The following is a 12,384-nucleotide window of genomic DNA, read 5'->3' as shown; positions in this document are numbered from 1 at the left end:
TGGGCCCATCCCCACTTCTGTGATTAGACTGGTTGCGTAAGCGGGGCTACATCCCCACTTATACCTGCCGGTCAGCGCCGCTCGGCTCCAGCAGCTTGACCGAGGGGCAGTTATGTCAACGTCGGGTACCGGTGGCGCCAGCGCCGCGGGAGTCGTTGAGACCGAGCGGACCGAGAGCACCGACGGGAGGACCGCCACCGCGGTGGTCGCCCGCCCGGCGCCGGCCGCGTCGACGAGGTCCGGGACACCGGGCCCGCCGTCGCCGCCACCACCGCCACCGCTGAGTCCCGAACCGGAGGTGCAGCGCCCGGCCAGGGGGTGGGGCCTGCCCCTGGTGGTCCTGATCATCGGCATGTTCATGTCGATCCTGGACACCAGCATCGTGAACGTCGCGATACCGGTGATCCAGAAGCAGTTCGGGGTCAGCACCGACAGCATTCAGTGGATCAGCACGTCCTACACCCTGACCGAGGGCGTGATCGTGCCGATCAGCGCCTGGTTGGGCGCCCGCGTCGGGTTGAAACGGCTCTACATCTGGTCATTGGTCCTGTTCACCGTGGCGTCCGCGCTGTGTGGTCTGTCCGGCGACCTGGGCACCATGATCTTCTTCCGAATCATGCAGGCCATCCCGGGTGGACTGATTCCGGTCACCTGCCTGACGCTGGTGTACCGCCTGGTGCCGAGGGAGCGGATCGGCGCCGCGATGGGCCTCTACGGGTTGGGCGTGGTCGTCGCTCCGGGGGTGGGACCGACGATCGGTGGCTACCTCGTCGAGTACATCGACTGGCGGCTGATCTTCTACATCAACGTCCCGATCGGGATCGTGGGCGCGCTGGCCGCCGTAGTTGTGCTGGCGAAGGTCCCCAGTGAGCCGAGCAAGCCGTTCGACTTCGTCGGCTTCCTCTGCGTCGCTGGCAGCCTGTTCTCCCTGCTGCTGGCCGTGGAAGAGGGCTCGAGCTGGGGCTGGACGAGCTACCCGGTTCTCATCCTCTTCGCACTCGCGGTCAACCTGCTGGCACTGTTCGTGGTGGTCGAGCTGCAGGTCAAGCACCCACTGCTGAATATCCGGATCTTCGCCTACTGGCCGTTCGTCAACTCGCTGCTGCTGGTCAGCACGCTGTCGGTCGGGTTCTTCGCGGAGCTGTTCTACATACCGACGTTCCTGCAGAACGTGCAGGGATGGACCCCCTGGAACACCGGGCTGACCCTGCTCCCACAGGCCATGACGATGGTCGTGCTCATGCCGCTCGCCGGCACGCTGTACGACAAGTTCGGGGCTCGCTGGCCGGCAATCATCGGGCTGCTGCTCACCGCCACCGGGTTGTTCCTGCTGTCCCGGATCAACGTCGACATCAGTCGCGGCGAGCTGGTCGTCAGCATGGTGATCATGGCCGCCGGGCTGGGGCTGGGCTTCATGCCGGTCATGACCGGTGGGCTCTCCACCCTGCCCCCTGACGTCGCGGACTCCGGGAGCACGGTCAACACCCTCGTGCAGCGGGTGAGCTCGGCTTTCGGCCTGGCCGCGCTGACCGCGATGGTCACCGCCAACCAGGCGCAGTTCATGTCCGACCGGTCCGCGTTGCTGCAGGGCAGCGGCGCGGGCGCCGACCCGCGGATCGTGGCCATGCAGGAACAGGGACCCTCCGGGCTGATTCCGCTGTGGCAACAACTCTCCATGCACGTCCAGACCGAGGCCTACAGCAATGCCTTCTTTCTCACCGGGTGCGTCACGTTGGCCGGCGTGGTGCTGGCGCTGTTCCTTCGCCGGGGAGCGCCAACGGCCGGTGCCGAGAAGCCCATGGTCCATTAGAAGTCATGGCTTCACTGCACAGCGCCAGTACACGGAGGGCTCGGACATGATGAAGCGTGCGCCACACCGGTCGAGCAGGTTGAAACGCTCGACAAAGGTCGCGCTGGTCGCCATTGCACTGGTGAGCCTGCTGGAAGCATCGGCGTTCACCGGTACCTATCTGTCGTACTCACGACACTACGTGTCCACCGACAACGCCCAGGTCGACGGCGACCAGATCGACATCAACGCACCGAGCACCGGCACGCTGGCGAATTGGTCGGTCACGGAGGGATCGACCATCCGGGAGAACCAGGTAGTCGGGCGGATCCAGGACGTCGGCGCCGGCGCCCAACCCAAGCGGGTCATCAAGTCGCCCGGTGCGGGAACCATCGCGGTCAAAAACGCCGTTCCCGGCCAGTACGTCACCGCCGGTACCAGGCTGGCCACCGCGTACGACTTCAACAGCATCTACCTCACCGCACGGGTGGCGGAAACCGAAATCGGCGACGTCCGCGTCGGCGGGCCGGTCGACATCTCGGTCGACGCCTTCCCGGGGATCACCGTCGCGGGCCGGGTCGCGGAGATCCAGGCCTCCACGGCCGGGGAGTTCTCCTTCTTCCCCGGCCCGGACACCGACCCGACCAACCCACAGAAAACTGACCAGTACATACCCGTGAAGATCACGATCATGAATCCCAACGGTGCCACCCTGGTGCCCGGCATGAACGCAAACGTGCACATCCACAAACCTTGACGGTCCGACCCGGAGGCCAGGGCGCTCCTAGCCCGCCCTGGCATCGCCGGCGCCGGACTCGTCCGGGAACAGCAGCGCCAACACGAGAGCGCGGTTGACCCGAACATGCTCGGCCGAGCAGGCACGCGCCAGCTCGGGATCCCCGGATGCGATCGCCTCGTACAGGCGCAGGTGCTCCTTCTGCAGCCGGTGCCAGTCCTCGTTCTGCCGGAACAGCCAGCGCAGCCGATCTTCCAGCTGGCGCAGCATCGCCAGGAGCAGCCTGTTCCCGGCCAGCGTGACGATCTCCTGGTGGAATCGGACATTGGCTTCCGCCGCCTGGGCGACGTTCCCAGCCGCGAGGGCTCGCGCGGCTTCGGTGACCTCGTGCTTCAGGCGGCGCAGAGCCGGTGGGTCCACGCGTTGGCAGGCCAGCCCGGTGGCGAGCACTTCCAACGCTTCCCGCACGTCGAACAGTTCTTCGACGTCGACCCGGGACAGCTGCCGAACCACCACCCGTCGTGGGGATTGCACCACCACGAAGCCGTCCGCCTCGAGACTGTGGATCGCCTCGCGCACCGGGACCCGCGAGACGCCGAGGTCCTTGGCGAGATCACGTTCGACCAGCCGGTCACCCGGGCGCAGCACCCCGGTCACGATCCGCTCGCGGAGCTGCTCGCGCACCCGCTCCCGCACGGCGGCGAGCGGCGACCGCACCTGCTCACTGGTCACTCTGGCCACTCCGCATCGCGCATAGGTTCCGCGAGGGTACCGATCTCCAGATCGGCGACGCGGCCCGACGGCAGCGGGACTTTACCTCGATTTATTGTCTCCGCCTTGACTGCGGCGGTGCCCTTCGCAAGTCTCGGAGGGACAGTTTGGGATACCAAACTGCCTCGGAAGGGACCCTCAGCGATGGCAGAACCGATCCAGACGGCCACCGAGCGCCCAGACGACGACGCACGCCCCGCGACGACCGGGAGGCGGAGCCGGGTCCGCTGGAAGATCTTCACCATGCTGCTCGCGCTGGTCGCACTCAACTACGTCGACCGGGGATCGATCTCGGTGGCCCTGCCGCTGATCACCAAGGAGCTGCACATCTCCAAGGAAGCGACCGGCATCGCCCTGTCGGCCTTCTTCTGGAGCTACGCACTGATGCAGATCCCCGGCGGCTGGCTGGTCGACAAGCTCAAGCCTCGGATCATGGTCGCCGCTTCGGTCACCGGCTGGGGCATCGCCCAAGCGCTCACCGCCGGCGCGTCAAGTCTCGGCGGCCTGATGTCGTTCCGACTGCTGCTCGGCGCGGCCGAGGCGCCGATCTACCCGGCCGGCGGCAAGCTGAACGCGACCTGGATGACACCGGGCGAGCGGGGACGCGGTGCGGTGCTGCTGGACGGCGGAGCACCACTGGGTGCCGCCATCGGCGGCATCTCGATCTCCTGGCTGATCGTGCTGACCGGCGGCTGGCGCATGGCGTTCGTGATCGCCGGCGTTGCCACCGTCCTGATCGGGCTGTTGGCTGCCTGGTACATCCGCAATGTGCCACGCGAGCACCCCGGTGCGAACGCGGCCGAGATCGACTACATCGAGGCCGCACATGCGCGGGAGGACGCCGGCTCGCCCGAGCCGAGCGGACGGGTCAGCCTGCTTCGCTACGCCCGGTTCCGCTCGTTCTGGGCGATGTGCCTGGGCTGGTGCGGCTTCAACGGCGTGTTCTACGGCCTGCTCACCTGGGGTCCGCTCTATCTGTCGGAGACCAAGCACTTCAACATTCAGGCCATCGGTTTCTCCACGCTGGTCATCTACGGCGCCGGATTCGTCGGCGAACTCGTCGGCGGCTATCTCGCGGACTGGTGGCGTGGGACGGGTGCGTCGCCGAACCTGGTGCTGCGCACCATGCTGGGCACTGCCGGAGTGTTCGTGGTGCTCGCCCTGCTCGGCGTCACCTTCGTGCCCAACGCCCCGGTAGCCGTCGCCCTCCTGTCCGTGGTGCTTTTCTTCCTGCGCTGGGCCGGCGTGTACTGGAGTGTCCCGTCCATTCTGGCCGGGCGGACCAACGCGGGGATCGTGGGCGGCGCGATGAATCTGGGCGGCAACGTGGCCGGCATCCTCTCCCCGATCGTGGTCGGTTTCATCGTCGGCGCCACCGGCAGCTACACCGGTGCTCTGCTGTTCTTCGTCGGTTCCGGCGTGCTGTTCACAGTGTGCAACCTGTCACTCGACTATTCCCGTCGCCTTCCCGTCTGAGCCGGTTGGAGCACAACGTTATGGCTGGACCCACCCGCATCGGCATGCTCACCCCCTCGTCCAACACCAGCCTGGAGCCGGTCACCGCGGCGATCCTGCACGGCACCGACACGTCGATGCACGTCAGCCGCGTGCCGGTGACCCGCATCGCGCTGGACGACCATGCCAACAGCCAGTTCGACACCGAACCCATGCTGACCGCCGCCCGGCTGCTCGCGGATGCGGCGGTGGACGTCATCGCGTGGAACGGCACCGCTGGCTCCTGGCTCGGCATTGATCACGATCTCGAGCTGTGCGCCGCGATCGAGAAGGACACCGGCATCCCGGCGACCACCTCGACGCTGGCGTTGCTGGATGCGTTTCGGGCATTCGGGGTCACCCGGCTGGGCCTCGCCGTCCCGTACACCGCCGACGTCACCGACCTCATCGTGGCCCGCTATCGCGAACACGGCATCGAATGCGTCACCACTGCACAACTGGGCCTTACCGACAACCTCGACTTCGGTCGGGTGCCGGCGGAGCGAGTGCGGCAACTGATCGAGCAGGCCGCCGCCGAAGGCGATCCGCACGCGGTCGCCGTGGTCTGTACCAACGTGGCCGGCGCGCCCCACGTGGCCGCGCTGGAACAGCGGCTGGGTATACCGGTTCTCTGCAGCGTCTCGGCCACCCTGTGGAAGGCGCTCGACGTTGCCGGTGCGCCCGCCACCATCCCCGGCTGGGGCCAGTTGTTGGCGTCCGGCACCCCGCAAACAGACGGCGGCATCAGAGCGCTCGCGTAAGGGCGTGCCGGTGACCTGCGTAGTTGTGGCCGTCGAGGCGGTATCACACCCCCTGCTCCGCGATCGGTTTCAGAGTCCTGCTCTCAGCGACTACGCGACTACCTCGAGTAACATCGAGAGAAATGTTCAGATACCGCAGTAGCGGGTATGCCCTATCTAAGCGCAGCAACGCTTCTGCCGCTACATGAGAGCAGAGGCGTGGTTGGCAGAAAGGGCGGGTAATGACGCGACCATTGACAGTCAGCTTCCGCGAGCGTGGCCATCAGCCGAGAGTGGTCGTGACCGGCGAGATCGACCTGATCAATGCGACCGCATTTCACGATGCAGTCCGGGGTGCCATCAGTCGTTGCCCACGGCTCATCATCGATCTGACACAGGTCAATTTCATGGGGTCCGCCGCGGTGGCCACACTTTACACTTACCTGGACAACCTTATTGCCGTGCTGGTCACCCGTAATACGGCAATCGCCAGGGCGCTGAGCACGGCGGGGTTCCCTATGCTGATTACGGTGCCCACCACGCACGAAACGACTCTCGACCGCGCATGCGGTCACGCCCGCCACCAGGGTTAAACCATGCTCGGCGGCGGCCCAGCGAAAGGTAGCCGCGGTCGCCGAGGTTCCGCACCGTGGTGACACCCCCTCGAACCGCGGAGCGCAGATCTCCGTGGCCGTCCGCGCGAGTAGCAACTTCGGCGAAGTCGAGTAGTGGACTACGCGTGAACAGCGACCGCTCGGACCACATTGTTGGCCAGTGAGGTGGGCTCAGGGGCTCAGCCGCATCTTGGACCTGACGCCTCGGCGGAATCCGCGGCGAGCCTGTTGCGGGCGCTCTCCGGGTGGCTCGACGAGGCGGTCGGCGGCGTCGGCAGGTCATCGCACCGCTACCTCTGAGCTGAGCGCAGACCCCCGCGCCGCCTGCTCGAGGAGAGCAAGCAGACACCGTTCCCGGCCACCGAGATCTCTCGGGCACTGCGGCCGTATGAACGTGCGCGCTCACGGGGTTAGACCGGCTGCGAGTTGTCCTGGCCCCGGTATCGGAGGCCGTCGATGAGCAGGTCGAGCAGTCGGCCGGCCAGCGCGCGCTGATCTGGTTCGCCGGCGATGAGGGTCACGCCGCCCAGTCCCATGAGCACGTCGTTCGGATCGATGTCCGGGCGGAGCGCCTCCTCCGCGATACCCGCGGTCAGGAGCGTCGCCAGTGCGTCGGTGAGCAGGTCGCGGGTCTGCATGCGCAGTTCGCCGTCGGCGACGAGGACGGCGCGCAGTGCGTCGGCCATGCCGCGCTTGGTGGCCAGGAAGTCGACGAAGTGGTCCATCCACACGCGGAGCGCCTCAGCTGCCGGCCGGACCCGCAGCAGATCGGGAGCCGCCGCGCAGAGCCTGGCGGTCTCGTTCCGGTAGGTCGCCTCGACCAGCCGCTCACGGGTCGGGAAGCGACGGTAGAGCGTGCCGATCCCGACGCCCGCGTCCTTGGCGATCGCCTTGAGCGAGGCCTCGGCGCCGTCCCGGGCGAACGCGCGAGCTGCCGCGTCGAGCAGCCGGTCGCGGTTGACCCTGGCGTCGGCGCGCAGCGGCCGAACCTTCTCGGGTGACACGTTCTCTCCTGGGCACTGGCTGCTGGGACGGCCGAGGCGGCACTCCACTTGCTATCCGGAGCCGCGTCCACTTATTCTGAAATTACCGGACCCGGCTCCGCTTAACAGCCTACCGCCGATGCGCAGCCACACCGATCGGCCGCGACGCGCCAGCAGGAAAGAAGCAGCACCCATGACCAACCACCGCATCACCACCCCGTTCGATGCGCAGTCGACCGCCGCCGAGGTCATCGCGGGCATTGATCTCACCGACCGCCGCGCGATCGTCACCGGTGGCGCGTCCGGTATCGGCATCGAGACCGCCCGCGCCCTGGCCAGCGCAGACGCCGAGGTGACACTGGCCGTGCGCAATCTCGAGGCGGGTCAGCGCGCCGCCGAGGACATCATCGCCAGCACCGGCAACAAACAGGTCCTGGTCGCACCGCTCGACCTCTCCGACCAGGCCTCGGTCGCGGCGTTCGTCGCCAACTGGGCCGGACCACTGCACATCCTGGTCAACAACGCCGGCATCATGGCCACGCCGGAGATGCGCACGCCCCAGGGCTGGGAGATGCAGTTCGCCACGAACCATCTCGGCCACTTCACGCTGACCACCGGGCTGCACCACGCGCTGGCGGCGGCCGACGGGGCCCGCGTCGTCTCGGTGAGCTCGGTCGGGCACATCAACGGCGAGGTGCTGTTCGACGACATCCACTTCCAGCGCCACCCCTACGAGCCATGGGCGGCGTACAGCCAGTCCAAAACGGCCAACATCCTGTTCGCGGTCGAGGCCAGCAAGCGGTGGTCCGCCGACCGGATCACCGTCAACGCGCTGAACCCTGGCCGCATCCCCGGCACCAACCTCAGCCGCCATGTCGGCGACGTGGCGGGCGCGCCAGCATCGTTCGAGCCGAACAGCACCGGCGTGTCGTGGAAGAACCCCGAACAGGGCGCGGCCACCTCGGTACTGCTCGCCAGCTCACCATTGCTCGACGGTTTCGGCGGCCACTACTTCGAGGACTGCAACGAGGCCGGCCCTCACCAGCCCGGCATCCGCCGCGGCGTCGCCGCCTACGCTCTCGATCCCGAGAAGGCCGACCGCCTGTGGCAGGCCTCGCTAGACACCCTGGCCAGCTGACACCGCACCAAGAGCTCCGGCCCCCGACTTGGATAAGCCGAGGGCCGGAACTCAGGACGAGAACTGGAAGTCAGCGGCCCCAGTACTCCCACGGGTTGTTCCGGTCGCGCCCGCGCCGGCAGTCCCAGTCGCTCGGCCGGCCGCGGTGGTCGCGATCCGCGCGCGCCCGACACTCCTGCTGACTCCTGAACCGCTGCCGGAACCTGTGCGGCGGCGGGGGCGGCGGGTGAGGCCGGTCCTGTGCGGTAACCGACAACGCTCCTGAATCGGCCGGGGTGGCGGCGTAGGCCGTGCCCACCGCGCCGACGCCAGTGATCGCCAGCGCAATAGCCACGCTGGAAACAGTAGCCTTCAGACCTCGGGTCAACCTCACTCCTTAATTTCTTAAGCGTCGCCGCGTGCGCCACTTAGCGGTGCAGATTCAACCACATCAAATCCGCTATTCTGAGAGCTACTCAGAACTCACACGGACAGTACCTCTCGTAATAATGGGCCACTTGCCACTATCAGAGTGTGAACTTCGCGCCACAGGCTTGACCTGCAGTGATCAAGATCTCCAGCACTAGGTGGACAATGCTACGTCGATTCACCCGATCGAGAGAGTGAGCATTGCCTCACCTCTCTCGTCGACATTGCTGCCGAACGGGTGCGCAGCTGTCCCGCGGCAACCGTTCACATTGACAGATATACCTTAGGTTCAGCCTTGACAACCGACTGTTTCATACGGTCAGAATCAAGGCGTTGGCGATTCCGAGCGGCCGACCCCAACGCGAACTACGCAGCGGCCAGCGGAATGCCAGGGCGGGTGAGCCCGGTCGCCGATGCACGGGCGACATCCAGCCGCTGACCCACTGGTGGCCCCCGGATCCACCGAAACGGTCCTGCGTGGGACGGGTGGGCTCTATCGTTGCGGGCTATGACTGGTGCGATGGGCAGTCGACTGTCCCCGGCCGCCGAGGTGCGGTCCACCGTGGGCGCGATGCAGGTGACCCCAGCGAACGTGCTGCACATCCGCAACGCCCTGCTCGCGGAGTCGAGACTGTTGTCAGGGAAAGTCGAGATGGCAACCTCGGGGGTTCAGGTGGGCGAACCAGGGCTCGACGACGTGTCCAGGCAAGCCTCTGGTGGATTCAACGACAAGATCAGCGCATTGATGAACCAGTGCCACGCCTACGTAGACGCGTTGAAAGCGGCAGCCGTCGAGTTAGAGCAGACGGCAAAGGGCTACGGCCATACCGAGGACCAGATCAACGCGTCGTTCACAAAATTTCAGCTCGACAACCCTCCACCGAACAGTGTGCCCACTTCGCCGTCGGCTCCGGGCCCTGCGATGCTGTCATTCGCCCAATCGCTAGCAAGCGCGGAACCGTCCCAGCCTCAGCCGGCTGTCGGCGATCTGCGCTTCCTGTTCCCCGGCCTCGATGGAGACCGTCGATGACAGCGCGGCGGCTTGCCTGGGCCATGGTGGCGCTGGCAGTAATGGTGACCGCCGGATGCGCTGGAAGCCCTCCGCCGCCGAACACGTCCGCTCCCCCCGCCACAGCGTCGACTCCCTCGCCGTCGACGTCACTGCTGCCGCCCCGACCGTCGGTACTGCGACTGAATGGGCTTGACCCATGTTCTTTGCTCATACCGGCACAGATCGGACAGTTCAGAACCGAGCCCGGCGTATCAAGCGTGAATAACGACGGACTCGGTAGTCAGGACTGTCTCTGGCACGGCGCGGCGGAAAAGCCAGACAACATCTGGATTGCTCGAGCGAACCTTACGCAGGGCGCCGAGTACTACTTGGGGAGCGTCACAGGCGCTCAGATAGTCACGGTTGGCGGATTTCCTGCGGTTCAGACCACAGCCAATCTCCAGAATCCGAAAACACACTGCACACTTTTTGTTGATGTTGCTCCAGGGCAAAGTCTCCAGGTGCAGTACGGAAACTTGGCCGGTGACTATCCCGGTATCAGTCATCAGGTGGCCTGTCAGCAGGCGAACAAGGCCGCGGAGCTGATGGTGGCCAACCTGCGCAATCTGGTCCACTAGCGGCGAGGAGGAGGAGAAGTGGCCGAGGACCTCTGTTACGACGACGGATCGGCCCTTCAGGCGTTGCACGACCAGGTCTACGGCGGACCGGGCGTCGGCGTGGTCGAGTCCGCCGCCCAGGGGCTGGGTGTCCTCGAACCCTGGGTCACCAGCTCCTCCGGCCGGATCCAGCAGTCGCTGCGTGGCGCGGGAGTCGACTGGCACGGCCAGGCCGCTGACGCCACCGCGGCGGCACTGCAGAAGGTCGGCCAGTGGGCGGACAAGGGCGGCCAGGCCACCGGGGCGGGCGGTGGACGCGTACAGGACTACGCCAGCTCGTTCGCCGAGATGAAGCCGAAGATCGTTGCTCCCGCGCAGGTCCCGGACCTGACCACCTGGGGCCGGGTCACCGACATCTTCGGGACCAACTCGGACCACGCGAAGGTCATCCAGCAGAATCAGGAAGCCGAAGCCGCCGCGTTCGCGGCATACGCGGCGCACGAACGGAACACCCAACAGGCGATCGCCGACTTCCCCTCGGTCGACCAGGTGCCGCCGGTGACCGGTCCGGCAGGAGCGGCCCCGATCCACCCCGCCGCCAACCACCACATCGCGCCCGGCACTGGCGGGGCTCCCGGCGCGACGGGTACCGGCACGCACGCTGGACCCGGCGCCCACACCAACCCCGGCGGCACAACACCCGGCGCCGGAGGCGGCACTCACCCAGGCATCGGCGCACCCGCTACCCACCCGGCCGACCCCACCGGCACAGGTCCCGCCGGCGGAGCACCAGTGACCGCGCCGAGCAGCTGGACCCCACTCAACCCCGCCGCGACCGCCGGCCCACCGCCGCTCGGACCGGCGCCCACCGGCCACTCACCGAGCTACGGGGCAGGCTTCGCCACACCGTCCCTCACCCCGGACCTACCGCCCCTGCCCCCGATATCCCCCACCACCGGCAACCCGTACCCGGGTGCCGGCAGGTTCGACACCAGCAAGATCAGCGCAGCCCTGGGCGGCCCCGAGCACCAGCTCGCCCCGCGGGGTGGCAGCGGCCTGGCCGGACGCGCGCCGGCCGGCGGGGCCGAACTGGCCGGGGCCGGAGCCGGCGGCGGCCGAGGTGCCCCAGGCACGGGCGGCGGCACGGGCGGTATGGGCGGCGGCATGCCGATGGGCGGACCGGGCGCCGGCGGTCAGGACCGCGAACACCGCAACACCACATTCATCCCCAGCGACGAGCCCTATGTGGTCGACCTGGACGACGACGTCGTACCCGCCGTTCTGGACGACGACGAGAACCGGCCATGACCGGGTCCGCTATCCGTCTGACCCCGACCGAGCTACTCGCCAGCTGGGAGTCGCTCGACCTGGGCGAACCACCGTTCCTGCTGCGCCTACGCCGCCCCGGCTTCACCCTGGCCGCCCAACGCGAAGCCCGACTCCTGCTCCGCACGGCCATGACCGCCCTAGCCGCCCGAGGCCTCTCCGACGGCACCCGACCCAACGCGGTACTGGCCCACCTGCTTCGGACCCTCGCGCACGCCGACCACCACCTGGACATCCGGCTCACCGACCCCGCCGGCTCCCGGCGCCCGATCCTCGGCCTCGGGGCGGTAGCCGGAACCCACGGTGTGGTGGTGATCAGCAACGACGGCGCCGCCCCGCTCGACCTCCAGGCGGTAGACGGCTCCCGGGTAGCTGCCAACCTGCTCAACCTGCTCGGCGAGGTGGAGCCGGGCATCGGCTCGCCGGTGAACATCCCCGCCACCGCACTGGACGACGCGATCGCGGCCACCGCGGACGGCGGCATCTGGTCCCTGGCCGACCAGCTCCGGGACCGCGGCATCTCCCGCCAGGAGGCATCGTCACTGGCCAGGATGTGCACCGGCATCAACTCCGGCGGCCAACTGGGTGCCACCGCCCGCTTCACCGGCCCCGACCGCCGGGGCCCCTGGGTGGTCGGCTTCCTCCAGGGCGAAACCGGCTACTTCCTCCAACTGCGCCGAGGCCCCACCGTCACGATGTGCCCGACGGACAAGCCCCGCCTCCTGCACCAGTGGCGCGAGCTGGTCGACCACCTGCAACCGGCCGTTCGCTAGCCGG

The 12,384-nt window shown here is 67.5% G+C and carries 12 protein-coding genes; 10 read left to right on the top strand and 2 right to left on the bottom strand.

Going from position 1 to position 12,384, the window contains the following annotated elements; all coding sequences use genetic code 11:
- The first annotated feature begins 112 nt into the window (after positions 1–112).
- The gene (locus tag ACTXG6_RS11570; RefSeq protein WP_445187778.1) at positions 113–1,810 is read left to right on the top strand and encodes a DHA2 family efflux MFS transporter permease subunit; all 1,698 of its coding nucleotides are present in this window, start codon (positions 113–115) and stop codon (positions 1,808–1,810) included.
- A gap of 79 nt (positions 1,811–1,889) precedes the next feature.
- Positions 1,890–2,546 carry an efflux RND transporter periplasmic adaptor subunit gene (locus tag ACTXG6_RS11565; RefSeq protein WP_445187777.1) on the top strand — a complete coding sequence of 219 codons (657 nt, stop codon included), beginning with the start codon at positions 1,890–1,892 and terminating at the stop codon, positions 2,544–2,546.
- Positions 2,547–2,573: 27 nt separating this feature from the next.
- On the opposite strand, the gene ACTXG6_RS11560 is transcribed toward ACTXG6_RS11565, so the two are convergent.
- Complete coding sequence (locus tag ACTXG6_RS11560; RefSeq protein WP_445187776.1) at positions 2,574–3,257, bottom strand: GntR family transcriptional regulator; 684 nt, start codon at positions 3,255–3,257, stop codon at positions 2,574–2,576.
- Positions 3,258–3,440: 183 nt separating this feature from the next.
- Between ACTXG6_RS11560 and ACTXG6_RS11555 the strand changes: the two genes are divergently transcribed.
- The 3 genes from ACTXG6_RS11555 to ACTXG6_RS11545 all read left to right on the top strand — a co-directional run bounded on the left by ACTXG6_RS11555 (position 3,441) and on the right by ACTXG6_RS11545 (position 6,123).
- Entirely contained in the window at positions 3,441–4,772 is a 1,332-nt protein-coding gene (locus tag ACTXG6_RS11555) for an MFS transporter (RefSeq protein WP_445187775.1), read from the top strand.
- Positions 4,773–4,888: 116 nt separating this feature from the next.
- Positions 4,889–5,551 carry a maleate cis-trans isomerase family protein gene (locus tag ACTXG6_RS11550; protein WP_445187774.1) on the top strand — a complete coding sequence of 221 codons (663 nt, stop codon included), beginning with the start codon at positions 4,889–4,891 and terminating at the stop codon, positions 5,549–5,551.
- A gap of 278 nt (positions 5,552–5,829) precedes the next feature.
- Entirely contained in the window at positions 5,830–6,123 is a 294-nt protein-coding gene (locus ACTXG6_RS11545) for an STAS domain-containing protein (protein ID WP_445187773.1), read from the top strand.
- Positions 6,124–6,554: 431 nt separating this feature from the next.
- Here ACTXG6_RS11545 and ACTXG6_RS11540 read toward each other — a convergent pair whose 3' ends face one another.
- Positions 6,555–7,148: a TetR/AcrR family transcriptional regulator gene (locus tag ACTXG6_RS11540; protein ID WP_445187772.1), complete on the bottom strand. Its 594-nt coding sequence runs from the start codon at positions 7,146–7,148 to the stop codon at positions 6,555–6,557.
- Between the two features lie 172 nt (positions 7,149–7,320).
- Between ACTXG6_RS11540 and ACTXG6_RS11535 the strand changes: the two genes are divergently transcribed.
- From ACTXG6_RS11535 to ACTXG6_RS11515, 5 genes are all read left to right on the top strand, one after another.
- Positions 7,321–8,265: an SDR family NAD(P)-dependent oxidoreductase gene (locus ACTXG6_RS11535; protein WP_445187771.1), complete on the top strand. Its 945-nt coding sequence runs from the start codon at positions 7,321–7,323 to the stop codon at positions 8,263–8,265.
- Positions 8,266–9,235: 970 nt separating this feature from the next.
- Positions 9,236–9,703, top strand: a complete 468-nt coding sequence (locus tag ACTXG6_RS11530) for a hypothetical protein (protein WP_445187770.1) — start codon at positions 9,236–9,238, stop codon at positions 9,701–9,703.
- Positions 9,700–10,302, top strand: a complete 603-nt coding sequence (locus ACTXG6_RS11525; protein WP_445187769.1) for a DUF3558 domain-containing protein — start codon at positions 9,700–9,702, stop codon at positions 10,300–10,302. Before ACTXG6_RS11530 ends, ACTXG6_RS11525 begins: the two co-directional genes overlap by 4 nt.
- 18 nt (positions 10,303–10,320) lie before the next feature.
- Positions 10,321–11,589 carry a hypothetical protein gene (locus tag ACTXG6_RS11520; protein WP_445187768.1) on the top strand — a complete coding sequence of 423 codons (1,269 nt, stop codon included), beginning with the start codon at positions 10,321–10,323 and terminating at the stop codon, positions 11,587–11,589.
- Positions 11,586–12,380: an ESX secretion-associated protein EspG gene (locus ACTXG6_RS11515; RefSeq protein ID WP_445187767.1), complete on the top strand. Its 795-nt coding sequence runs from the start codon at positions 11,586–11,588 to the stop codon at positions 12,378–12,380. Before ACTXG6_RS11520 ends, ACTXG6_RS11515 begins: the two co-directional genes overlap by 4 nt.
- The last annotated feature ends 4 nt before the right edge of the window (positions 12,381–12,384 follow it).

This window comes from Pseudonocardia sp. Cha107L01 (assembly GCF_052566575.1).
This window is presented reverse-complemented; position numbering and strand designations above follow the sequence as displayed.